Origin of the sequence: Pseudomonas donghuensis, from assembly GCF_000696345.2 — a bacterium.
GTDB classification, from domain to species: domain Bacteria; phylum Pseudomonadota; class Gammaproteobacteria; order Pseudomonadales; family Pseudomonadaceae; genus Aquipseudomonas; species Aquipseudomonas donghuensis.
In genome coordinates this window covers 1,678,418-1,701,360 of sequence record NZ_CP071706.1, presented here as the reverse complement: position 1 = coordinate 1,701,360, position 22,943 = coordinate 1,678,418, and the positions used below count along the sequence as shown (strand labels likewise).

Annotated in this window: 26 protein-coding genes; 16 read left to right on the top strand and 10 right to left on the bottom strand. The window is 62.5% G+C overall.

Annotation, left to right across the window (positions count from 1 at the left end):
- Window positions 1-13: 13 nt before the first annotated feature.
- The 4 genes from BV82_RS07815 (at window position 14) to BV82_RS07805 (ending at window position 3,216) form a co-directional block, all read left to right on the top strand.
- Window positions 14-370 (top strand): 4a-hydroxytetrahydrobiopterin dehydratase, encoded by a 357-nt coding sequence (locus BV82_RS07815; protein ID WP_036994257.1) that lies wholly within the window; start codon window positions 14-16, stop codon window positions 368-370.
- Entirely contained in the window at window positions 370-1,563 is a 1,194-nt protein-coding gene (locus BV82_RS07810; RefSeq protein ID WP_036994256.1) for an amino acid aminotransferase, read from the top strand. The genes BV82_RS07815 and BV82_RS07810 overlap by 1 nt, the downstream gene beginning before the upstream one ends.
- Window positions 1,564-1,790: 227 nt before the next feature.
- On the top strand, window positions 1,791-1,919 hold the full coding sequence (locus tag BV82_RS26505; protein WP_010226630.1) for a hypothetical protein: 129 nt from the start codon (window positions 1,791-1,793) through the stop codon (window positions 1,917-1,919).
- Between the two features lie 100 nt (window positions 1,920-2,019).
- Complete coding sequence (locus BV82_RS07805; RefSeq protein WP_036994255.1) at window positions 2,020-3,216, top strand: MFS transporter; 1,197 nt, start codon at window positions 2,020-2,022, stop codon at window positions 3,214-3,216.
- On the opposite strand, the gene arfB is transcribed toward BV82_RS07805, so the two are convergent.
- The 3 genes from arfB to BV82_RS26560 form a co-directional block, all read right to left on the bottom strand.
- Window positions 3,213-3,626 carry an alternative ribosome rescue aminoacyl-tRNA hydrolase ArfB gene (gene arfB, locus BV82_RS07800; protein WP_010226628.1) on the bottom strand — a complete coding sequence of 138 codons (414 nt, stop codon included), beginning with the start codon at window positions 3,624-3,626 and terminating at the stop codon, window positions 3,213-3,215. The two genes, BV82_RS07805 and arfB, sit on opposite strands and share 4 nt — an antisense overlap.
- 22 nt (window positions 3,627-3,648) lie before the next feature.
- A complete protein-coding gene (locus tag BV82_RS07795) occupies window positions 3,649-3,855 on the bottom strand; it encodes a hypothetical protein (RefSeq protein ID WP_010226627.1) in 207 nt (68 codons plus the stop codon).
- 104 nt (window positions 3,856-3,959) lie between these two features.
- Window positions 3,960-4,619 (bottom strand): helix-turn-helix domain-containing protein, encoded by a 660-nt coding sequence (locus BV82_RS26560; RefSeq protein ID WP_309475845.1) that lies wholly within the window; start codon window positions 4,617-4,619, stop codon window positions 3,960-3,962.
- Between the two features lie 21 nt (window positions 4,620-4,640).
- On the opposite strand from BV82_RS26560, the gene BV82_RS07785 reads away from it, so the two are divergent.
- The 6 genes from BV82_RS07785 (at window position 4,641) to BV82_RS07760 (ending at window position 11,453) form a co-directional block, all read left to right on the top strand.
- Entirely contained in the window at window positions 4,641-5,294 is a 654-nt protein-coding gene (locus tag BV82_RS07785; protein WP_036994252.1) for a DUF1120 domain-containing protein, read from the top strand.
- A 276-nt stretch (window positions 5,295-5,570) separates the two neighbouring features.
- Entirely contained in the window at window positions 5,571-6,206 is a 636-nt protein-coding gene (locus BV82_RS07780) for a DUF1120 domain-containing protein (protein ID WP_036994250.1), read from the top strand.
- 97 nt (window positions 6,207-6,303) lie between these two features.
- Window positions 6,304-6,942: a DUF1120 domain-containing protein gene (locus BV82_RS07775; RefSeq protein ID WP_051636705.1), complete on the top strand. Its 639-nt coding sequence runs from the start codon at window positions 6,304-6,306 to the stop codon at window positions 6,940-6,942.
- A 325-nt stretch (window positions 6,943-7,267) separates the two neighbouring features.
- Window positions 7,268-7,795, top strand: coding sequence for a fimbria/pilus periplasmic chaperone (locus BV82_RS07770; protein WP_244993533.1), 528 nt, complete (start codon window positions 7,268-7,270; stop codon window positions 7,793-7,795).
- Window positions 7,792-10,254, top strand: coding sequence for a fimbria/pilus outer membrane usher protein (locus BV82_RS07765; protein ID WP_051636704.1), 2,463 nt, complete (start codon window positions 7,792-7,794; stop codon window positions 10,252-10,254). The genes BV82_RS07770 and BV82_RS07765 overlap by 4 nt, the downstream gene beginning before the upstream one ends.
- 80 nt (window positions 10,255-10,334) lie before the next feature.
- Window positions 10,335-11,453: a DUF1120 domain-containing protein gene (locus tag BV82_RS07760; RefSeq protein WP_010226618.1), complete on the top strand. Its 1,119-nt coding sequence runs from the start codon at window positions 10,335-10,337 to the stop codon at window positions 11,451-11,453.
- A 44-nt stretch (window positions 11,454-11,497) separates the two neighbouring features.
- Here the strand turns inward: BV82_RS07760 and BV82_RS07755 are convergent, their stop codons facing one another.
- The 6 genes from BV82_RS07755 to BV82_RS07730 all read right to left on the bottom strand — a co-directional run bounded on the left by BV82_RS07755 (window position 11,498) and on the right by BV82_RS07730 (window position 18,029).
- Complete coding sequence (locus tag BV82_RS07755; protein ID WP_010226617.1) at window positions 11,498-12,919, bottom strand: amino acid permease; 1,422 nt, start codon at window positions 12,917-12,919, stop codon at window positions 11,498-11,500.
- Window positions 12,920-13,619: 700 nt separating this feature from the next.
- Window positions 13,620-14,750, bottom strand: a complete 1,131-nt coding sequence (gene rluB / locus BV82_RS07750) for a 23S rRNA pseudouridine(2605) synthase RluB (protein WP_010223021.1) — start codon at window positions 14,748-14,750, stop codon at window positions 13,620-13,622.
- Window positions 14,751-14,900: 150 nt separating this feature from the next.
- Window positions 14,901-15,680, bottom strand: a complete 780-nt coding sequence (scpB, locus tag BV82_RS07745; RefSeq protein WP_036994248.1) for an SMC-Scp complex subunit ScpB — start codon at window positions 15,678-15,680, stop codon at window positions 14,901-14,903.
- 15 nt (window positions 15,681-15,695) lie between these two features.
- Window positions 15,696-16,394 (bottom strand): segregation and condensation protein A, encoded by a 699-nt coding sequence (locus tag BV82_RS07740; protein WP_162471132.1) that lies wholly within the window; start codon window positions 16,392-16,394, stop codon window positions 15,696-15,698.
- Between the two features lie 128 nt (window positions 16,395-16,522).
- On the bottom strand, window positions 16,523-17,152 hold the full coding sequence (locus BV82_RS07735) for an L-threonylcarbamoyladenylate synthase (RefSeq protein ID WP_010223024.1): 630 nt from the start codon (window positions 17,150-17,152) through the stop codon (window positions 16,523-16,525).
- A gap of 13 nt (window positions 17,153-17,165) precedes the next feature.
- Window positions 17,166-18,029, bottom strand: coding sequence for a PHP domain-containing protein (locus tag BV82_RS07730; RefSeq protein ID WP_010223025.1), 864 nt, complete (start codon window positions 18,027-18,029; stop codon window positions 17,166-17,168).
- A gap of 66 nt (window positions 18,030-18,095) precedes the next feature.
- Here BV82_RS07730 and BV82_RS07725 point away from each other — a divergent pair, with 66 nt between their 5' ends.
- The 6 genes from BV82_RS07725 (at window position 18,096) to BV82_RS07700 (ending at window position 22,195) form a co-directional block, all read left to right on the top strand.
- Window positions 18,096-18,704: a septation protein A gene (locus tag BV82_RS07725; RefSeq protein ID WP_036994247.1), complete on the top strand. Its 609-nt coding sequence runs from the start codon at window positions 18,096-18,098 to the stop codon at window positions 18,702-18,704.
- 1 nt (window position 18,705) lies between these two features.
- Window positions 18,706-19,005, top strand: coding sequence for a YciI family protein (locus tag BV82_RS07720; RefSeq protein WP_010223027.1), 300 nt, complete (start codon window positions 18,706-18,708; stop codon window positions 19,003-19,005).
- 121 nt (window positions 19,006-19,126) lie between these two features.
- Window positions 19,127-19,531, top strand: coding sequence for an SH3 domain-containing protein (locus tag BV82_RS07715; RefSeq protein WP_010223028.1), 405 nt, complete (start codon window positions 19,127-19,129; stop codon window positions 19,529-19,531).
- A 7-nt stretch (window positions 19,532-19,538) separates the two neighbouring features.
- A complete protein-coding gene (locus BV82_RS07710; protein ID WP_010223029.1) occupies window positions 19,539-20,216 on the top strand; it encodes a response regulator transcription factor in 678 nt (225 codons plus the stop codon).
- A gap of 119 nt (window positions 20,217-20,335) precedes the next feature.
- Window positions 20,336-20,797 (top strand): Spy/CpxP family protein refolding chaperone, encoded by a 462-nt coding sequence (locus BV82_RS07705; RefSeq protein WP_010223030.1) that lies wholly within the window; start codon window positions 20,336-20,338, stop codon window positions 20,795-20,797.
- A 63-nt stretch (window positions 20,798-20,860) separates the two neighbouring features.
- Window positions 20,861-22,195 carry a sensor histidine kinase gene (locus tag BV82_RS07700; protein WP_036994246.1) on the top strand — a complete coding sequence of 445 codons (1,335 nt, stop codon included), beginning with the start codon at window positions 20,861-20,863 and terminating at the stop codon, window positions 22,193-22,195.
- Between the two features lie 123 nt (window positions 22,196-22,318).
- Here BV82_RS07700 and BV82_RS07695 read toward each other — a convergent pair whose 3' ends face one another.
- Window positions 22,319-22,873, bottom strand: a complete 555-nt coding sequence (locus BV82_RS07695; protein ID WP_010223032.1) for an NAD(P)H nitroreductase — start codon at window positions 22,871-22,873, stop codon at window positions 22,319-22,321.
- Between the last annotated feature and the right edge of the window lie 70 nt (window positions 22,874-22,943).

The window sequence follows — 22,943 nt, the reverse complement described above, 5'->3', positions numbered from 1 at the left end:
TGCGGAAAACCTTATGAACGCCTTGAACCAAGCCCACTGCGAAGCCTGCCGTGCCGATGCGCCACAGGTCAGCGACGAAGAACTGCCGGTACTGATCAAGCAGATCCCGGATTGGAACATCGAAGTCCGTGACGGCATCATGCAGCTGGAAAAAGTCTTCCTGTTCAAGAATTTCAAGCACGCCCTGGCCTTCACCAACGCCGTTGGCGAAATCTCCGAGGCCGAAGGCCATCACCCAGGCCTGCTGACCGAATGGGGCAAGGTCACCGTGACCTGGTGGAGCCACTCGATCAAGGGCCTGCACCGTAACGACTTCATCATGGCCGCGCGCACCGACGAGGTCGCCAGCACCGCCGAAGGCCGCAAGTAATGCACTTCGGCGCCATTGGGCGCGTACCCGGCGATCCGATCCTCGGGCTGATGGAGGCGTATGCCAAGGACAGCAACCCGAACAAGTTCGACCTCGGTGTCGGGGTGTTCAAGGATGCCCAGGGCCTGACGCCGATTCCGGCGGCGGTCAAGCAGGCCGAACAGCGCCTGCTTGAACAGCAGACCAGCAAGAGCTACGTCGGCGGTCATGGCGATGCGGCCTTTGGCCGGCTGATCGGCGAACTGGTGCTGGGCAGTGATTCGTCGCTGCTGAGCAACCAGCGCGCCGGCGCCACCCAAACCCCGGGCGGCACCGGCGCCCTGCGCCTGGCGGCGGAGTTCATCGAACACTGCCTGCCGGGCCGCGGCATCTGGTTGAGCGATCCGACCTGGCCGATCCACGAGACCATCTTCGCCGGTGCCGGCCTCAAGGTCAGCCACTATCCCTATGTCGGCACGGACAACCGTCTGAACGTCGCCGGGATGCTGGCCGCCCTGGAAGTCGCGCCTAAGGGCGATGTGGTGTTGCTGCACGCCTGCTGCCACAACCCGACTGGCTTCGACCTGAGCCAGGACGACTGGCGCGCCGTGCTCGAGGTGGTGCGCCGCCGCGAGCTGCTGCCGTTGATCGACTTCGCCTACCAGGGCTTTGGCGATGGCCTGGTAGAAGACGCCTGGGCGGTACGGCTGTTCGCCGCGGAACTGCCCGAGCTGCTGATCACCAGTTCCTGCTCGAAAAACTTCGGCCTCTATCGTGACCGCACCGGCGCCCTGCTGGTGTGCAGCCATGATGCCGAAAAGCTGGTGGATGTGCGCAGCCAGCTGGCCTTGCTGGCGCGCAACCTGTGGTCGACGCCACCGGACCATGGCGCGGCGGTAGTGGCGCAGATTCTTGGCGACGCCGACCTCAAGCGCCTGTGGGTCGAAGAAGTCGAGGCCATGCGCCAGCGCATCGCCGAGCTGCGGGTCGGGCTGGTCGAGGCCCTGGCACCCCATGGCCTGAGCGACCGTTTCGCGCATATCGCCAAGCAACGCGGGATGTTCTCCTACACCGGTTTGTCGCCGGAGCAGGTCAAGCAGCTGCGTGAACGGCACAGCGTGTACATGGTCGGCACTGGCCGGGCGAACATCGCCGGCGCCGATGCGGCACGCCTTGAAGCACTGGCTGCCGCCATCGCCGACGTCTGTCGCTAAAAGCATCGCTGGCAAGCCAGCTCCCACAGGTCATGCATACACCGGACCTTGTGGGAGCTGGCTTGCCAGCGATCGGCTGCGCTACAGCCCCGGAAGATCCCCTGATCGTCAACACCAATCAGCAGGAAAATTCATACTGTCATTCAGACTCCTGTATCCTGCACAGGCTTTCACAAGCCCATGCGCGCCTTGCGCAGCCTTTCCACACACTTGCGAGGAACGACGAGATGCATGAAATCCCGAATCTTCCCTTCCCAAGCCTGAACCCAGAAGAGCAGACTCCTGCCACTCACAGCGCCGAAGCAGCCCAGGCTGACCACGACGGTGACGAAACCTCCAGCGCCGACCAGGAATAATCGCGCAACGATCAGACTGTGTGAAAACGGCTGATGCAGGGACCACCCCGTCAACACGTTTTCACACCGTCAAGAATTCCTCTTCTACGAAAGCCCGCACATGCCCGACTCACCGCGCCCCCTTGCGGTCACCCTGCAAGTCGTCTCCATCGTCCTGTTTACCTTCATCGGCTACCTGAACATCGGCATCCCCCTGGCCGTGCTGCCCGGCTACGTGCATAACGACCTGGGCTTCGGCGCCGTGGTTGCGGGCCTGGTGATCAGCGTCCAGTACCTGGCCACCCTGCTCAGCCGTCCGTATGCCAGCCGCATCATCGACAACCAGGGCAGCAAGCGCGCGGTGCTCTACGGCCTGGCCGGCTGCGGCTTGAGCGGCGTGTTCATGTTGATTTCGGCGTGGCTGCAGCATGCGCCCTGGCTGAGCCTGGCCAGCCTGCTGGTCGGGCGCCTGGTGCTGGGCAGCGCCGAAAGCCTGGTCGGCTCCGGCGCCATCGGCTGGGGCATTGGTCGGGTGGGCGCGCAACACACCGCCAAGGTGATTTCCTGGAACGGCATCGCCAGCTATGGCGCCTTGGCCATCGGCGCACCGCTGGGCGTGGTGCTGGTGCAGCAGTTCGGCTTGTGGAGCATGGGCGCCAGCATTTTGCTGCTGTGCGTGCTGGGCCTGGCCCTGGCCTGGCCGAAAACCGCCGCCCCTGTGGTTGCCGGTGAACGCCTGCCGTTTCTGCACGTGCTTGGCCGGGTGTTCGGTCACGGCTCGGGGTTGGCCCTGGGCTCGATCGGCTTTGGCACCATCGCCACCTTCATCACCCTGTACTACGCCAGCCACAACTGGAACAACGCGGCGCTGTGCCTGAGCCTGTTCGGCGCCTGCTTCATTGGTGCCCGACTGCTGTTCGGCAACCTGATCAACCGTATCGGTGGCTACCGGGTGGCGATCGCCTGCCTGTCGGTGGAAACCCTCGGCCTGCTGCTGCTCTGGCAGGCTCCGAGTGCCGAGCTGGCCCTGGCCGGTGCGGCGTTGAGCGGCTTTGGTTTCTCGCTGGTGTTCCCGGCCCTGGGGGTCGAGGCAGTCAATCTGGTGTCCGCCTCCAATCGCGGCGCGGCCGTGGGCGCCTATTCGCTGTTCATCGACCTGTCGCTGGGGATCACCGGGCCGCTGGCTGGGGCGATTGCTGCCGGATTCGGCTTTGCCTCGATCTTTGTCTTTGCCGCTGGCGCGTCTTTCTGCGGTTTGCTGCTGAGCCTGTACCTGTATCGCCAGGCCCGTCTGCAGCCACCACGACACCTGCTTTAATAATCGATCTTGCCGCGCCCGGCCTTGATCGCTCCACGCTTGCTCTTGGTGTCCAGGCGCCGGGTTTTCGAGCCCAGGGTCGGCCGGGTCGGGCGCCGCGCCTTTTCGACCTTGGTCGCCGAGAGAATCAGTTCGCGCAGGCGCTCCAGCGCATCGGCCCGGTTCTGCTCCTGGGTTCGAAACTGCTGGGCCTTGATGATGATCACCCCGTCACGGGTAATGCGACTGTCGCTCAGCGCCAGCAGACGCTCCTTGTAAAACGCCGGCAACGATGAGGCCTGGGTGTCGAAACGCAGGTGCACGGCGCTGGAGACCTTGTTGACGTTCTGCCCGCCGGCGCCCTGGGCGCGGATGGCAGTCAACTCGATCTCGTCGTCCGGGATCTGCACCGCGTTGGATAACTGCAACATCACACATCCTTTGATCAAACATTCAGGCCGACTCAGGTATTCGGCAGCGCTCGCGCTCGGCCTCTTGCGCCCCCTGGCACAACACTTGCGCTACCCGCTGTACGCAGCCCTGATCCACCGGGGACAACTGGCGAAACAAAATCAGCAGCTCGTTTTCGACTTCACTCAAGCGTTGCACAGGCGAAGCGTCACTTTCCGTGTTGAATGCGCAGGTTTTATGCTCCGACATGATCACCCTTCCCTAGCGAGACTGAATGCATCGACGTTACGAGCAATTCTCTGCGAACCCACTAGGACCGTTCCGAGCGTTTCGTAGGAAAATTGAGATAATAGCTATACGCCACTACCTTTTGCGTCGTGCATGGCCCCGACAATTCTATGCACAACTTCTTGGTCGGCGATAGCCAATGACCGGTATTGAGCCAGCAAGCGCTGTTCCGGCTCGTTCAACGAAGCGCCGCCATCAATCGTGCGCACGCCGGTAATCACGTAGCGCACATCGACCCCTGCCCCCGCAACTGCCGCCAGGTACGCCGCGTCCGGGTTGCGCTCGCCTTTTTCATAACTGCCCTGGGTATTGCGGTTGACCCCGCCAAGCTGGGCGAAATCATCCTGACGCAAGCCCAGACGGGTACGTTCCTGGCGCAATCGTTCTCCGCTCTCTGCCGATTTCGGTGCAGAATTTGCACAATTTTTCAAACAAAACCCCTTTACACGAACATTTTTTTGGGCATAATCGGCATCCGAACACCACAGACAGCCTTGCCGAGCACTATGCTCCCGCTGTTTACCTCGGGCAAGGCCAAGCAAAGCACATAAAACCAAACATTCGCACGTTCCATCGTCTAACAAAAACGTGTGAAAAATCGTCACGGATGACACAGGATCAGGGATTCGTCCCTGGTAACTGGCAGAGCAAGCTTGCCTTGCGCTGCCTGAAGAACCATCCGCTGCCGATTCCTGCATAAGACCCACAACGGCACGGAGGTTCATTCATTTTCAAAGGACCGAACAATGAACACCAAGCCTTTGTGTACCCTGACCGCGCTGCTGACCTTCGTCAGTGCAGGCGCACATGCCAGCAGCACTGACGTCAATATCAGCGGCACCCTTACTCCGGCAGCGTGTACGCCGTCGCTTTCCGCAAACGGCCAGGTCGATTTCGGCAATATTTCCATGCCCGAACTGCCGCCCCAGCCCGTGATTCCCGATCACTCGGCCCTGCCGCCGCGCAACCTGACCTTCACCGTCGTCTGTGACCGGCCAACCCGTTTCGCCCTGATAGCCACCGGCAATCGCCGCGACAGCACCTCGATGCCAATGCCCAAGGCATTCGGCTTAGGCACCACCACCAGCGGTGAGTCCCTGGGCTTTTACAGCGCCGTATGGGCGGACAGTGATGCGACCCTCGACAATCTGCCAGCCGACACCCTCTACTCCGAAGACAAAGGCAGCACCTGGACTCGCATAGCCGGTGGCGGCTTCGAGCACCAGGGCGACAAGCCAGACTCACGCCTGGGCTTTGCCCGGCGCAGCCAGAACAGCCCGTCAGCCGCAGAGCTACTGAATCTGCGACTGGAAGTCACGGGTTGGTTGCGCAACGACATAACCCACGTCGATGAAGCCCTGCTGGATGGCCACATGACCATCGAGCTTCAGTACCTCTGAAGACGGCAAAGCAGGCAAGACTCGAAATAGCCGGGAACGGCTGCCTTCGCTCGGAAAACGCCGGTGTGGTCGATCAGCACCTTCTCACCAGCCTGACCTCAAGAGGACTCGAGCTTCTACCCATAGGCACGACACCCTAATAACAGCCAAGCCTGGCCGACAAGAACCCGGCACACGCCCAAGCCACTGCCTGCCGAACGACAGGGAGCGGGCAACTGCGCGCGCAAAACGGGTCACAGCAACACTTAAAACACCAACATCCAGAAGGAAATCACTGTGAAAAAGTCCGTACTGACCCTAGCGGCCCTATTGAGCCTGGCCACCGCCAACGCCATGGCCGCCACCACCGACCTGAGTGTCACCGGCACCATTACCCCGGCGGCCTGCACGCCAACCTTGAGCAATGGCGGCGTGGTTGATTACGGCGTGCAGTCGCTGTCAAACCTTGAAGAAACCTCAACCACCTACAAGCTCCCCGCCAAAAGCCTGAACTTTGCCATCGAATGCAGTGCACCGGCCGCCATCGCCGTCATCGCCAACGACAATCGCCGCGAAAGCGCGGGGCCCAACCCTTGGCTGTTCGGCCTTGGCATGTATGAAGATCAGCCAATCGGCATCTACTACATGCATTGGGACGACGAAGAAACCCTGATCGACGGCGGCAGCGGCATGAACCTGATCTCGCGTGATGCTGGCAACACCTGGGACAGCCACCGCACCGCCACCCTCGTCGATGCCGGCCGGGGCCCGGACGAAAGGATTTCTTTCTCCAACCAGACAGTCAGCAGCCCAACAGCAGTCACCAGCGTAACCATGAACATGAATGTAACAGGCCACATAAACAAGGACTTGTCGTTCAACGACAACGTAACACTGGACGGCAGCGCAACCATCGAGATCGTCTACCTCTGAACCTTGCCCGAGCGCTTGAAACGACAGCCCGTAGCGCAGCAAGCAGACCGTTTGCCAAACGGGCGACAGCCAATACCCACACTGAAAGGAAATCGCTGTGAAAACCTCCGTCCTCTCCCTTGCTGCACTGCTTTGCCTGGCCACCACCCACGCCATGGCCGCCACTACCGACCTGACAGTCACCGGCACCATCACCCCGACCGCCTGCACACCGACCTTGAGCAATGGCGGGCAGGTGGACTACGGCGTTGTATCGCTGGCAAACCTTGGGGAAACAGGCAACTACTACCTCCTTCCAGCCAAAAACCTGTCCTTCGCCATCGAGTGCAGCGCGCCGACCAGCATTGCCGTTATTGCCAGCGACAATCGTCGCGACAGTGCGCCCTCAGAGTCGAACCGGTTTGGACTTGGCATGCATGAAGACCAGCAACTCGGCAATTTTTTTATACGCTGGATAAACGGCGGCACCCTGGTGGATGGTGAAACGGGCTACCACCTGGATTCGCTGGACGGCGGTACCAGCTGGATCCCCGCGTCGACTCTCATCCTAAGCGACTTTGGCAAGGACTCGGGCTTCCGGGCCTCTTTTGCAAACCAGCCTTCACCGTCGGCGCCCAGTGCAGTCACCAGCGTCAGTATCAACCTGGAAGTCAACGGCTTTCTCAACAAGAGCCTGACGTTAACCGACAACGCTCAGCTTGACGGCAGCGCGACCCTCGAGGTCGTGTACCTCTGATCGTCATCCGTGACCAAGGGCGCGAACACGGAACGCTCGCCGCCCACCTCTGACATCCGGCTCGCGCACTCCCCGATCACGCCTGATGGAAGCAGCCCGGGGAGCTGCGCCCGACGCCCAGCACTGAACAGCGACCATGATCAAAGCGTGCAAACTCGTTGCAGGCCCCCTGCTGCCTGCAATTCTTCTCTGCACCCTACCCCTGCCCCAGGCATACGCCGACGGTATGGTGCCCAGAACCTCAGTGGTCATCGTCGAAGAAGCCCGCGCCAGCGGCAGTGAATTCGTGGTGACCAATACCGACCCATAAGCCGCCCTGCTGGCGGTGTTCATCGAGAACCCAGCTGAAGACAACGACAACCTGCTGGTGGTCCAGCCCACGGTCGCCCGGGTGGAAGCCGGCAAGGAACAACAGGTGATCTTCCACTATGTGGGCAAGGAGCCTCTGCACAGCCAGCGCCTGCGCCGGGTGATCTTCGAAGGCATTCGCGAAACCGCTCCCGGTAGCACCCAGAACATGCGGGTCAACTTCGGCGTGCGCCAGAACCTTCCGGTCATCCTTCACCCCAAGGGCTTGGCACGCAACAGCGAGCCCTGGAAAGGGCTGGTCTGGCGCGTGGATGGCAAGCAATTGCGCGTAGAGAACAACACGCCTTACGTCGTTCGCCTGGCCCAGGAGCTGCAACTGCTGCCTGGTCAGCACTCACTGGACCTGGGCCGCAACTACGTCCTGGCCCACGAAACCATCACACTCGACTTGCCTGATGCCGCCGCCGCGGCCACTACCGTGCGCTTTCAGCCGGCCACGGTTTATGGCTTTGCGGTCGACCCCTTCGAGGCAAGCATCCTGTGAGCACCCCCGATGACGCCCTGGGCAAAAAGCGCCCGCGCGAGCAACTGATACTCGGCCTGTGCCTGACATTGCTGGGCCTGGATACCCTGAAACCTGCGCAGGCGGCCAATGAACCCGTTCACGCCGAGCACAGCGTGTTCGACCAGGAAGTGCTGCGCCAGCGTGGCATCGATCCGAAGCTGGCGGCCTTGTTCGGCCGACAAACGCGCTTCCCGCCCGGCCGCCAGCAAATCAGCCTGACGGTCAATGGCCGCGACAAGGGTGCCACCCAGGCCCGCTTCAGCCAGGACGGCAGCTTGTGCTTCGATGACGCGTTGCTGGCATTTGCCGGGATCGAGCGCCCCGCCGACTGGCCCACTACCCTGGACGAGCAGGATGCCCCGGTCGATCCGGCCTGCCTCGAACTGGGCGAGGCCTTCCCTCAGGCGCAGGTCGAGCTGCAGCCAGGGCAACACCGGGTGCAGGTCGTCGTCCCCGACCAGGCCCTGGTGCAGCACCGTCAACTGTCGCAAAACTATAACCAGGGCGGGGTTGCCGGCCTGCTGAACTACGACCTGTTCAGCTCGTTCAACCGCTACGACGGCCAGTCCAGCCGTTACGCGGCAGCCAACACCGAACTGGGATTGAACATGGACAACTGGATCCTGCGCAGCCGCCAGGTGCACAGCCGCTTCGACGGCAAGGTGCACAGCGAAATGCTCGACACCTATGTACAGCGCAGCTTCGCCGAGCATCGCAGCCTGTTCCAGGCTGGCGAAATCAGCCTGGTCAACCCGGTGCTCAACGGCGCGCAGATCATCGGGGCGCAGGTAACCCCCGAATATGGCCTGCTCTCGCAACTGGACAATGCCAGCGTGCAAGGCATTGCCAACAGTCAGGCGCGGGTCGAAATCCACCAGAACGGCGCATTGCTGTACAGCACCGTGGTCCAGCCCGGGCCGTTTACCATCAGCAACATTCCGCGCATCACTTCGCGTTCGGACCTTGAGGTCACCGTCATCGAGACCAACGGTGAGCAACGACGCTTTCGCGTACCGGCCAACCTGACCGCCAGCGTTCGCCCGCAAACCGGTTTCAGCGTCGGCGCCGGGGTTGTGCGCAGCCACGGTCATGACAGCGACGACCCAGCAGTGGTGAGCCTGGGCCAGACAGGCGCATTGGGAGATCGCTCAAGCCTGAGCAGCGGCGTGATCCTCGCCCAGGGGTACCGGGGACTGGGGGCCAGCGTGGGCACAGTACTTACCCCCCAGCTCAACGGCGAAGTCTTTACCCTCGGCTCACAAGCAACCACGCTGGACAAGAGCGGCGCCCAACTGGGCGGTCAGCTCAACTGGCAACTGAATGAGCAATGGTCGAGCCTGGTGGCCGGCAATCATCGCACCCGTGGTTACCGGGAGCTGCTCGACAGCACCAACCGGGACAACGAGGAGCACTGGTCCAGCTACCGTGATCAGCTCAGTACCAGTTTGCGCTGGGCTAGCGCCGCCCTGGGCAGCTTCAACCTCGGCTACACGCAAACCACCTATTACGAGCATGACAGCAATCAACGCCTATTTCTGTCCTGGGGCAACAGCTACGGTGGGCTGACCCTGTCAGCCACGATGGAAAAGTCCGTCGGCAGCAGCAATGGCTACAACGACGATGCCCTGTACTTCAGCGCCAGCATTCCGCTGGACGGCAAACGCCGTTTGCGCAGCAGTGTCCGCCACAGCGGCGGGCACAGCAACAGCACGCTGGCCTACAACGAACAGGTAAACGACAGCTTCGGCTATCGCCTGGGCGCCGAGCATCGTTCGGGAGATTCCAGTACGCTGGCCAGCGCCGGCCTCTCGGCCTTGCCGCGCTATACCCAGCTGGACCTGAACTACAGCGGCGACGGTGATAACAGCAACTACAACCTGGGCCTGCGCGGAGGCGTTGCAGTGCACGGCGCAGGCATCACACCAACGCCCTACCCGATCCGCGATACCTTTGCCATCCTCTCGGTCACCGATACCCCCGGGGTCAAGGCCAGCACCCCCAGCGGCCCGGTGTGGACCGACCATACAGGGCATGCGGTGATTCCCGCCCTGGCCGCCTACGGTCGCAGCCCGGTCCAGATCGATACCCAGAGCTTGCCGATCAACATCAATGTCGATGAGGGTGCCGGCGTGCTGCGCGCCCACCGTGGCGCGGTGCCGCGCCTGAGTTTCAGGGCCTGGAGCACGCGTCGGGTGCTGCTGACCCTGCTCGACAACAGCGGCCAGCCGCTGGCCAGCGGTGCTTCGGTATTCGATGACCGCGGCCGCTTCATCAACCTGGTGCAGCCCGGCGGCCTGGTGTTCATCGATAACAGCGATGACATTGGCCACCTGATCGTCAGCGACCATCAGGCCAAAGAGTGCCGAGTCACTCTGGAACCGGACACTGGCAACACCACCGACAGCTACTACACCCAGGCTCAACGCACATGCAGTTGAGCCCCAGCGACGACCTGCCCCTGGCAATCAGACCTTGTGTCGTCAGCCTACTCGGCAGCCCGAAGAGGATGCGCCAGCACATGAACACCCTCCCCCCCCTGCTATTGCTGTTCGTCTTGCCACTGTCGGCCATGGCGGCCGAATGCCGGCTACAGGTCAGCCCTGATCCACTGGACTACGGGACGCTTGATCGAAGCCGACTGGAAGCCGGCAGCCCTGGCCTGGCATTGGCGAAAAAGACCGCGCAACTGAGCATGAGCTGCAACGACCCTGCCGACCTTAGCCTGTTCTACAGCGCCAACGGCCTGGACAAGGAGCGCTTCGCGCTGGCGGGCTCGGGCCACTATCGATTGCAAGCCAGCGATGCCTTTGTCGACGGCGTGCGCGTGGACCTGGCCCGCCTCGATCAGCCCGGGGCAGTTCCGGCCCCGGCCAACGCCCACCTGAACTGGCAGCCACGCAGCGGCATCACCCCGGTGGCGGCGGGTAAACCGCTAAAAGGTCGCAACCTCAACCTGACCCTGGTGCTTGAGGGCGAACTCGATGCCCAGGCCTTTGCCGTGCGTGAGTCGACGCAGTTCAGAAGCACCGGGCAACTTCACGCCCCAGCGTCGGGCAGCACAGCCGAACTGGCCATACACTGGCAGATCATCCCAGCAGCCTGTACCCCGAGCCTGTCCCAGGGAGGCGTAGTGGACTACGGCAGGATCACCAGCCAAAGCCTGAACAGCGACCGGCGTACGCGCCTGCCCACCCGTCAATTGAACCTGTCGATCAATTGTGACAGCCCGGCGCGTTATGCCTTGCGCATGCACGACAACCGTGACGGCAGCTCGCTGGTCAACTCGCTGATTTTCTATGGCCTGGGACGCGATGGCGCCGAGAACAGGATCGGCTTGTATGAAGTACAGTTCGACCCGCAGTCGATCACTGCCGACCAGCTAGCGGCGGTTTACCTGACCCAATCCACTGCCGGCGGCATCGGCTGGAGCGATTCGGGCAGCGAGCCGAGGAGCATTGCCGATACCACCGTACTCGGCTTCAGCGATGAAGCCATGACCGCGAAGGGACCGGTGGCCATTCGCAACCTCAACGCGACAGTCAACATACTGCCGGTGATCGCCCCGACCAACGAACTGGACAACCGCCAGGATATCCAGCTCGATGGTTCAGGCACCCTCGAAATCATCTACCTGTAAAGCAAAACGCCCCGCGCAGCGGGGCGTTCGTTCAACCATTTGAATCAGCGCTTGAGCGGTGCAGGGCTGGCTGCGACCGTGGCTTTGCTGCGGTTGGTTTTCAGGCTATAGCACACGCCCATCACCAGCAGCCAGACCGGAATCGCATAGACCGAGATCTGGATGCCCGGGATCTGCAGCATGATGCCCAGGATCAGCACCACGAAGGCCAGGCAGATGTAGTTGCCATAGGGGTACCACAGCGCCTTGAACAGCGGCGTCTGGCCGGTCTTGTCCAGGTGCTGGCGGAACTTCAGGTGCGAGTAGCTGATCATCGCCCAGTTGATCACCAGGGTAGCCACCACCAGCGACATCAGCAGCTCCAGTGCATGCTGCGGCATGAAGTAGTTGAGCAGTACGGCCACCAGGGTCACTGCAGCAGAGGCCAGGATCGAGCGTACCGGCACACCGCGCTTGTCGATCTTCGACAGGCTGGCCGGAGCATCGCCCTGCTCGGCCATGCCGTAGAGCATGCGGGCATTGCAGTAGGTACCGCTGTTGTACACCGACAACGCCGCAGTCAGCACCACGAAGTTGAGGATGTGCGCGGCAACATCGCTACCGAGCAGCGAGAACACCTGCACGAACGGGCTTGCACCATAAGTGCCACCGGCCGAGTCCAGGCTGGTAACCAGGCTGTCCCATGGCGTCAGCGACAGCAGCACCACCAGGGCACCGATGTAGAAAATCAGGATGCGGTAGATCACCTGGTTGATCGCTTTGGGGATCACGGTCTTCGGCTTGTCGGCTTCAGCGGCGGTGAAACCGAGCATTTCCAGGCCACCGAAGGAGAACATGATGATCGCCAGGGCCATCACCAGGCCGCTGACACCATTGGGGAAGAAGCCGCCATGTTCCCACAGGTTGCTCACCGAAGCCTGCGGGCCGCCGCTACCACTGACCAGCATCCAGCTGCCCAGGGCGATCATGCCGACAATGGCCAGAACCTTGATGATCGCGAACCAGAACTCGGCCTCGCCAAACACTTTGACGTTGGCCAGGTTGATCGCGTTGATCAGGATGAAGAAGGCTGCCGCCGAGGCCCAGGTCGGAATCTCTGGCCACCAGTAGTGCACATACTTGCCGACTGCGGTGAGTTCCGACATACCGACAAGGATGTACAGCATCCAGCAGTTCCAACCGGAGAGAAAGCCGGCAAAACCACCCCAATACTTGTGCGCGAAGTGACTGAAGGAACCGGCTACCGGCTCTTCAACGATCATTTCACCCAGCTGGCGCATGATCATGAAGGCAATGAAGCCACAGATCGCGTAGCCGAGAATCATCGACGGGCCCGCCGATTTCATCACCCCGGCCGATCCCAGGAACAGCCCGGTACCAATTGCACCGCCCAGGGCGATCAACTGGATATGGCGATTTTTCAGGCCGCGTTTCAGCTCGCCTGAATGCGTGTTTTGTCCACTCATGAACGAAGTCACCTGCTTGTTTTTATCTGTGACGGAATCGGACCCACCGCGCTCGTGGCGCAGCGGAATTAACAAGGTGGTTACCTTGAAGGTTCTTGGACGAGGGTTCAGGTCGCGGGCAAGAGCCCTGGACGCATCAACCGGGTGTCAGCAAGAGTGCGAGGTACGCATTGGGGTCACAGTTAAAACGCGGCGCATTGTATACCCCTGCAGACGCGCAGGGGTCAACACGTTGCGTGACTGTCTGACGACAAAACGCACCGTTCCTGAGGAAAGGGTCAAGCCTGGGGGGGTAATTGGCGTACATAGCGCCTCCATTTGTTCTTATCAATGCCTGGCTCTCCGGCCCGGCTACGCACCGCAATGGCGCCTATCTCACCGCTGCGCAGACCTGCGGGCAAGCTGTTGACGGTTACGTAAAGCGCCCCGCCCCGGGCGACTCGGAAAGTTCTGTTTACAGCAGAAAAAAAATCGCAGGAACAGCCCAATAACCGGCAAGCCTTTGTAACGAAATATTTACAAGGTGGTTTAAATTCTTTCCACGCCTTACGGAAGTATCTGTAAGACAAGGAAATTTCGAGCAAAAAAAAGCCAACCCGAAGGTTGGCTTCTTCAACACTGTAGGAACGGGCTTGCCCCGCGATTACGATTTATCCGATCCAACGCAATCGCGGGACAAGCCCGCGCCTACCCACCCACCTTACGGGCGTGGTTTGTTGCGGGTGCTGCCCGGACGCTTGGGTGCCGGCTTGCCGCGCTTGTTCATGTCGCTTGGGCGCTCGGCCACCGTGCTGCTGCCACGGCCACTGTCCTTGCGCGGGGCTTCGCCACGCGGTTGGCGGGCTGGACGCTCCTCGCCCCGCGGCTGACGGGCAGGACGTTCGGCTTCACCACGGGGCTGACGTGCAGGGCGCTCACCAGCAGTGGCTGCATCCTGAGCCGGACGCAAGGTGCGCACGCGCTCGCCACGCCCCAAAGGACGGGTGGACTTGCGCTGCAGGCGCTCGAGCTTGTCCTTGGACTTGTGGTTCAACGCCGGCATGGCCACCGGAGTCAGGCCCACTTCAGCCGCGAGGATGTCGACTTCCTGCTGGCTCATTTCGCGCCAGCGGCCCATCGGCAGGTCGGAGTTGAGGAACACCGGACCGAAACGCACGCGCTTCAGGCGGCTGACCACCAGGCCCTGGGATTCCCACAGGCGACGTACTTCACGGTTACGGCCTTCCATCACCACGCAGTGGTACCAATGGTTGAAGCCTTCACCGCCAGGTGCTTCCTGGATGTCGGTGAAACGCGCCGGGCCGTCTTCGAGCACAACACCGGCCTTGAGGCGGGCAATCATGTCTTCGTCGACTTCACCCCGCACACGCACCGCGTACTCACGGTCCATTTCATAGGACGGGTGCATCAGGCGGTTGGCCAGTTCACCGTCGGTGGTGAACATCAGCAGGCCGGTGGTGTTGATGTCGAGGCGGCCGATGTTGATCCAGCGCCCTTCTTTCGGGCGTGGCAGGCGGTCGAACACGGTCGGACGGCCTTCCGGGTCGTCACGGGTGCAGATTTCGCCGTCGGGCTTGTTGTACATGATCACTCGGCGCACGGTTTCGGCGGCTTCTTCGCGCTTGATCAGGCGGCCGTCGACCGAAATCGCATCGTGCAGGTCGACGCGCTGGCCAAGGCTGGCATCGACGCCATTGACCTTGATCCGGCCCTGGCTGATCCAGGCCTCGACGTCACGGCGCGAGCCCACGCCGATACGGGCGAGCACTTTTTGCAGTTTCTCGCCTGATGGCGGCAATGGCTGGGCTTCTTGCAGGTCTTTTTCACTCATGCTGGGCACCTCCCGGTGTATTGACAAAAATCTGGTATGGCGGACAAGCGCCAAAAAGGGTCGCGAATCATACGCTGATCGCGGCGTGAACGCACCTGAGACTAGTCGAAATTGCAAAAGTTGCCGGGACTCTGCGCCCGAAGGCCGAGGTTACTGATGCGGCGCCTGCGGTTCGGTTTCCAACGGCTCGGCATCGAGGTCGAGCGGTGTTTCGTCGATCAAGTCATCGAAGTCGGTCTTGAGCCCTTCTTCCATGGCGTCCAGCTCGGTCAGCAAGCTGCGGAAGCTGGTTTCTTCCGGCGCCTCCTGCGGCTCGGCGCTGGCATCGGCCAGGGCCTGCAGGTGCGCCGGCACCGGCGCGTCGTCCAGTTCCAGCACAGGTTCCGGCGCAGGCTCCATCTCGCGCAATTCGGCCAAGGGCGGCAACTCGTCGAGGTTCTTCAGGTTGAAGTGGTCGAGAAAGGCCTTGGTGGTGGCGAACATCGCCGGTTTGCCGGGCACTTCACGGTAACCGACGATACGAATCCATTCGCGTTCGAGCAGGGTCTTGATGATGTTGGTATTGACCGCCACGCCGCGCACGTCTTCGATCTCGCCGCGGGTGATGGGCTGACGGTAGGCAATCAGCGCCATGGTCTCCAGCAGTGCCCGGGAGTAGCGCTGCGGGCGCTCTTCCCACAGCCGGCCGACCCAGGGCGCGTAGTCCTCGCGAATCTGCAGGCGGAAACCCGAGGCCACTTCCTTGAGCTCGAAGGCGCGGCCATTGCAGGATTTGCGCAGCACCTCCAGGGCCTTCTTGAACACCGCAGGCTCCGGGCGCTCAGCTTCCTCGAACAGCTCATACAGGCGCTCGAGGGATTGCGGTTTGCCCGAGGCCAGCAAAAAGGCCTCGAGCAGGGGCGCCAGGTCGCGCGGTTCATTCAGGTTCATGGGCTTGCTCAGTTGTTACTCGGCGCGGGCGCGGACATGGATCGGCGCAAAGGGCTCATTTTGCACCAGTTCGATCAAGGATTCCTTGACCAATTCGAGAATCGCCATGAAGGTCACCACCACCCCGAGCTTGCCCTCCTCGGCCGTGAACAACTCGACGAAGGGCACGAAACCGCCGCCCTTGAGACGTTCAAGCACTTCGCTCATGCGCTCGCGGGTCGACAGCGCCTCACGGCTGACCTGGTGGCTTTCGAACAGGTCGCCACGGCGCAGCACTTCGGCCATCGACACCAGCAGCTCTTCCAGGCTGACCTCGGGCAACAGTTTACGCACCTTGGCCTGTGGCGCGTCCAGGCGCGGCACGACGACCTCGCGGCCGACGCGGCTGAGGCCATCGATGCCTTCGGCGGCGGCCTTGAAGCGTTCGTACTCCTGCAGGCGACGGATCAGCTCGGCGCGCGGGTCGGCCTCTTCCTCCTCGACCTCGGCGGAACGCGGCAGCAACATCCGCGATTTGATCTCGGCGAGCATCGCCGCCATCACCAGGTACTCGGCGGCCAGCTCCAGGCGCACGGTCTTCATCAACTCGACGTAGCCCATGTACTGGCGGGTGATTTCCGCCACCGGAATGTCGAGGATGTCGACGTTCTGCTTGCGGATCAGGTACAGCAGCAGGTCCAGTGGGCCCTCGAAGGCCTCCAGGAACACTTCCAGGGCATCCGGCGGGATGTACAGGTCCACCGGCATCTCGGTCATGGCTTCGCCATACACCAGCACCAGCGGCAGTTCCTGCTGAGCCCCTGCTTGCGGATCGATGCTCGGCTCGGTGATGGTCGCCTGGCTCACGCTTCGACCATGAACGGCGCAGGATCGCCACAGCCGACGCGGATCACTTCCGGCTCGTCACCGGCCAGGCTGATCACGGTCGAGGCCTTGAGGTCGCCAAAGCCGCCATCGATGATCAGGTCGACGTGATGCTCCAGGGCCTGACGGATCTCGTAGGGGTCGGTCATCGGCTCGTCTTCGCCGGGCATGATCAGGCTCACGCTCATCAGCGGCTCACCGAGTTCTTCGAGCAGGGCCAGGGCGATCGGGTTGGACGGCACACGCAGGCCGATGGTGCGGCGCTTTTCGTGCAGCAGCAGGCGCGGCACTTCACGGGTGGCGTTGAGGATGAAGGTGTACGGCCCCGGCACATGGGCCTTGAGCAGGCGAAAGGTGGCGGTATCGATCTTGGCGAACAGGCCCATCTGCGACAGGTCGCAGCAGATCAGCGTGAAGTTGTGGTTCTTGTCCAGCTGGCGCAGGCGGCGAACCCGTTCAACGGCGTTCTTGTCGCCGATCTGGCAGCCCATGGCGTAGGAGGAATCGGTGGGATAGACCACCACACCGCCCTTGCGAATGATTTCGACGGCCTGTTTGATCAAGCGCGGTTGCGGGTTTTCCGCATGAATCTGGAAAAACTGACTCACGTTCTCTTCCTGTTCAGACTGCCGCGATAGGCTGCTCATATTTGAATCGGCGCCACAGGGGTGGCAGGTCCTCTGGCAATGGCCGGTAGACACCGATCTCGCCCCAGGTGCCCGGGCCATGGAAATCACTGCCGGCACTGGCCAGCAGACCGAATTCACGGGCCAGGATCGACAGAGTGCCTACCTGTTCAGCCGGCATCATGCCGTTGACCACTTCCAGCGCCTGGCCGCCTGCTTGAATATAGTCGGCAATCAGCCGGCGGCGCTTGCTGCGGGTTAAATCGTAGTGCATCGGATGGGCCAGGCTGACCCAGGCATCGGACTGGCGCAGGGTCTGGACGGTGTCCTCCAGGGTTGGCCAATGCAGCTTCACATCGCCCAGCTTGCCGGCCCCCAGCCACTTGCGAAACGCCTCGGCGCGGTCTTTTACATAGCCTGCGCGCACCAGGTACTCGGCAAAATGCGGGCGCGCCGGGGCATTGCCGCTGTCGCCCAGCTCCTGCTGAATGGCCCGGGCACCCTCGAGCGCACCCTTCATGCCCTTGAGCGCCAACCGTCGGTCGATTTCTTCCGAACGCAGCCAGCGACCACGGTGCAGCGACTCGACCGCGGCCTGCAATGGCGCGGCGTCGAGCGGGAAGTTGTAGCCCAGCACGTGGATGGTCGCCCCGCCCCAGGTGCACGACAGCTCGATGCCGCTGACCCACTGCATCCCCAGCGCCTGGGTCGCGGCGCGCGCTTCGAGTTGGCCCTCGAGGGTGTCGTGATCGGTCAGTGAGAGCATCCGCACGCCGTGCTCATGGGCCCGGGCAACCAGTGCCGTTGGCGACAAGGCGCCGTCGGAGGCCGTACTGTGGCAGTGCAGATCAACATTCATAGGTGGCGCTTTCGCTGTCATTGATGTTTGTTATTATGCCGACACATCCTGCTTCTGGCTGCCACTGTGAAACAATTCATCGATTTCATCCCGCTGCTCCTGTTCTTCATCGTCTACAAGCTCGAACCGCGTGCCGTCGAATTCGCCGGGCACAGCGTCGAGCTCGGTGGCATCTACAGCGCCACGGCGATGCTGATCATCAGCTCGCTGGTGGTCTACGGCGCCCTGTTCATTCGCCAGCGCAAGCTGGAGAAGGGCCAGTGGCTGACCCTGGTCGCCTGCCTGGTATTCGGCGGCCTGACCCTGGCCTTTCACAGCGAAACCTTCCTCAAATGGAAGGCGCCGGTGGTCAACTGGCTGTTCGCCCTGGCCTTTGCCGGCAGCCACTTCATCGGTGACCGGGTGCTGATCAAGCGCATCATGGGCCACGCCCTGACCCTGCCGGAGCCGGTATGGACGCGCCTGAACATCGCCTGGATCGGCTTTTTCCTGTTCTGCGGCGCGGCCAACCTGTTCGTCGCCTTCACCTTCCAGAGCATCTGGGTCGACTTCAAGGTGTTCGGCAGCCTGGGCATGACCGTGCTGTTCCTGGTGGCCCAGGGCGTCTACCTGTCCCGTCACCTGCACGACAGCGACCCCAGCACCCCGCCTTCAACCCCTAAGCACGAGGAATGACATGCTTTACGCCATCATTGCCACAGACGTAGCCGATTCGCTGGAAAAACGCCTGGCCGCCCGCCCGGCGCACATCGAACGCCTGCTGCAGCTCAAGGAACAAGGCCGTGTGGTCCTGGCCGGCCCGCACCCGGCGATCGACAGCAACGACCCCGGCGCCGCTGGCTTCACCGGCAGCCTGATCGTCGCCGAGTTCGACTCGCTGAGCGCCGCCCAGGCCTGGGCCGATGCCGACCCGTACATTGCCGCTGGCGTCTACGCCAACGTCATCGTCAAGCCGTTCAAGCAAGTCCTGCCGTAATCCCCTGGGGCGGTGGCCGAGCAGGCACACCGCCCTTTGCAGCTTTCGCTGCGCAACTGCTCATTATTCTCGCCTGATGGCCGACAACCTCCTGAACCACTCAATGGAATCAGGAGTTCCGATGCGTCAAGGTCCGTTGTCCCTGCTGCTGTGCCTGTTGCTGCTGACCCCCTTCGCCCAGGCCGAAGAGCCCGCCGGCTCCAGCACCCCGTTGTCGCTCAGTGCCGGTAGCCAGATCACCGAGCTGCAACAGCGCCTGAAGGAAAGCGAGCGCTTGCGCGAAACCCTGGTCCAGCAACTGCACAACGCCGACAGCGAACGCGAAAGCGCCCAGCTCACCCGCCTGCGCCAGGAAAACCAGCGCCTGAAACTGGCGATCAAGGAATCACAGGCCAGCGCCGCACCGAAACTCATCACCGACCAGCAACAATGGTTTTTGATTGGTGGCGCAGTTGCCCTGTTTGCGGCACTCTGCGGTATCTTTGCCAGTGGCGGACACAGAAAGCGTCGGCAATGGTTGAATTGAGTGAGTCATGAGCGAGCTGTTACTGATTGATGATGACCAGGAACTCTGCGAGCTGCTCGGCAGCTGGCTGACCCAGGAAGGTTTCGTGGTACGTGCCTGCCACGATGGCCAGAGTGCCCGCCGGGCCCTGGCTGAACAAGCGCCGGCCGCCGTGGTGCTGGATGTGATGCTGCCCGACGGCAGCGGCCTGGAACTGCTCAAGCAACTGCGCAGTGAGCACACCGAATTGCCGGTGCTGATGCTCTCGGCCCGTGGAGAGCCGCTGGACCGCATTCTCGGCCTGGAACTGGGTGCCGACGATTACCTGGCCAAACCCTGCGATCCGCGCGAGCTCACCGCCCGTCTGCGCGCCGTGCTACGCCGCAGCCACCCGAGTGCGACGCCCAGCCAGGTGGAAATTGGCGACCTGTGCTTCAGCCCGGCCCGTGGCGTGGTCAGCATCGATGAGCACGAACTGACCCTGACCCTCTCCGAAAGCCGCATCCTCGAAGCCCTGCTACGCCAGCCCGGCGAGCCGCTGGACAAGCAGGAACTGGCACAGCTCGCCCTGGGCCGCAAATTGACCCTGTACGACCGCAGCCTGGACATGCATGTCAGCAACCTGCGCAAGAAGATCGGCCCGCACGCGGACGGGCGCCCGCGCATCGTTGCCCTGCGCAGCCGCGGTTACTACTACAGCCTGTAATGTCAGCACGGCGACCAGGCGTCTTTACTCAAGCTTTACCCTTGCCTGACCGCCACTGACCTTGATCTCTCTAGACTGGGTACATCCGGTAATCACCGGCCTCAAAAAGGAGAGTTACCATGCGCAAGACCCTTATCGCCCTGATGCTCGCTGCCGCCCTGCCTACCGTCGCCATGGCCATGCCTGATGCTGGCGGCCCTCCGCACGGGGAGCATCATAGCGAGCACCAAGGCGAGTACCACCGCGGTGGCGGCGAGCACCACCGCGGTGGAGCGCCTTTCGCCCAGCTGGACCTGAGCCGCGAACAGCGCCAGCAGATCGGCAAGCTAATGGGCGAGCAGATGAAGAGCCGCCACGAAATCACCCAGCGCTACCTGGAAAAACTCCCGGCCGCCGACCAGCAGGCCCTGAAAGATGAGCTCAAGGCCAAGCGAGACAAAACCCAGGCCGAGATTCGTGCCCTGCTCAAACCCGAACAGCAAAAGCAGTTCGACGAAATGAAGAAGAAGCAGGATGAACGCCGCGCCGAATGGGCCGAGTTCAAAGCCTGGAAAGCTGAAAAAGCCAAAAAGGCCCAGTAAGCTGTCAGTCGCCCGCCCGGCCTGCCCCAGCAGACCGGGCTTTTTCCGTTAGAGGTGTCTCTTTTGCGTTCATTGTTCTGGCGCATCCTGGCCAGTTTCTGGCTGGCCATCGCCCTGGTTGCCGGGCTGTCGATCCTGCTCGGCCACATGCTCAACCAGGACGCCTGGATTCTCAGTCGCCATCCAGGCCTCAGCACCCTGGCCAAGAACTGGACCCAACGCTATGAGCAGCAAGGGCCGGAACATGCCCAGCATTACCTGGAACACCGCAAGCGCCGCTACAACATCGACGTGCAGGTACTCAATGACAGTGGCGATGCCGTGGTACCTGGGACCTTCCCGCGCCGCGCCGCCGCTTTCGAAGCACGCCGCCACAATGACGAAAGGCACCTGCCGTGGCGACGCCTGACCGAGGAGTACACCAGCCCCGACAGCGGTGAGACCTACCTGTTTATCTACCGCATTCCGCACCCGGAGCTGGACGCCTGGCACCGCGACAGCCTGCTCTGGCCGCTGAGTGCGCTGGGGATTGCCTTGGTGGTGCTGACCCTGTTCAGCCTGCTGGTGACCCTGTCGATCACGCGCCCCCTGAGCCGCCTGCGCGGCGCCGTGCATGACCTGGGGCAAACCGCCTACCAGCAGAACAGCCTGGCACGCCTGGCCAACCGCCGTGATGAGTTCGGCGTGCTGGCCAATGACTTCAACCGCATGGGGGCTCGGCTGCAGAGCCTGATCGGCAGCCAGCGCCAGCTGTTGCGCGATGTATCCCATGAACTGCGCTCGCCCCTGGCACGCCTGCGCATCGCCCTGGCCCTGGCCGAACGCGCCGGACCCGAGCAGCGCCAAGCCCTGTGGCCACGCCTGACCCGCGAGTGCGACCGTCTGGAAGCGCTGATCAGCGAGATTCTGGTGCTGGCCAGGGTCGACGCCGAACAAGCACGGGCTGAGCCGGTGGACCTCGATACGCTGTTGGCGTCGGTGCACAAGGACGCGCAACTGGGCGCGCCGGAGCAGGAGATCCAGCTGCAGCATGAAACCGGGCTGTACCTGCAAGGCTGGCCGACCCTGCTTGAGCGGGCGCTGGACAACCTGCTGCGCAATGCGGTGCGCTTCAATCCTGCCGGGCAGCCGATCGAAATCACCGGGGTACGGGATAACGACAGGATTGTACTGAGCGTGCGCGACCATGGCCCCGGCGTGGCCCAGGAGCATCTGGCGCAGCTGGGCGAACCGTTCTTCCGCGCGCCCGGGCAAAGCGCCGCGGGCCACGGCCTGGGGCTGGCCATTGCGCGCAAGGCGGCGGAGCGCCATGGCGGCAACCTGAGCCTGGGCAATCACCCGGAAGGCGGGTTTGTGGCCAGGCTGGAATTGCCGCTAGTCGGGCCGGGCAAGGCTTGAGAATGCCGGGGCTGCTGCGCAGCCCATCGCTGGCAAAGCCAGCTCCCACAGGTCCGGTGCACACAGGTCCACTGTGGGAGCCGGCCTTGCCGGCGATAGGGGCGGCACAGCCCCTACAAAAACTTACCCCCAGGCACTGACGAAGTCAGCGGTCGCCAGCACCGGCGCCGTGCGCGGCTCATGCTGCGGCGTACCCAGGTACAGGAAGGCGATGATCTCTTCGTTATCCGCCAGCCCCAGCCCTTTGGCCACATGCTTGCTGTACGACAGCTCACCGGTGCGCCACACCGCACCGATACCCTGGGCATGGGCGGCCAGCAGAATGCCATGGGCCGCACAACCGGCCGCCAGGCGCTGCTCGGACTGCGGCACCTTGAAATGATCCTGCAGGCGCGCGACCACAACCACCAGCAACGGTGCCCGCAAGGGCATGGCCCGGGCCTTGTCGAGGGCCGCGTCGCTGGCGTCACCGTTGAGTTTCACCGCGTCGGCCAGCAACTGGCCAAGCTTGAAGCGCGCCTCGCCCTCGACCGTCAGAAAGCGCCAGGGCCGCAACTGGCCGTGGTCCGGCGCACGCAGGGCGGCCCGAAACAGCGCCTCGCGTTGTGCGGCATTAGGTGCCGGGTCCATCAGACGTGGAACCGAAACACGGTTGAGCAATGCGTCGAGAGCCTCCATTGGCTACCCCTTGTGAATAAATGTCAGGCTATTCTAGCGTTTACTTAAAAAGGTCCATAGGTAGAATGGC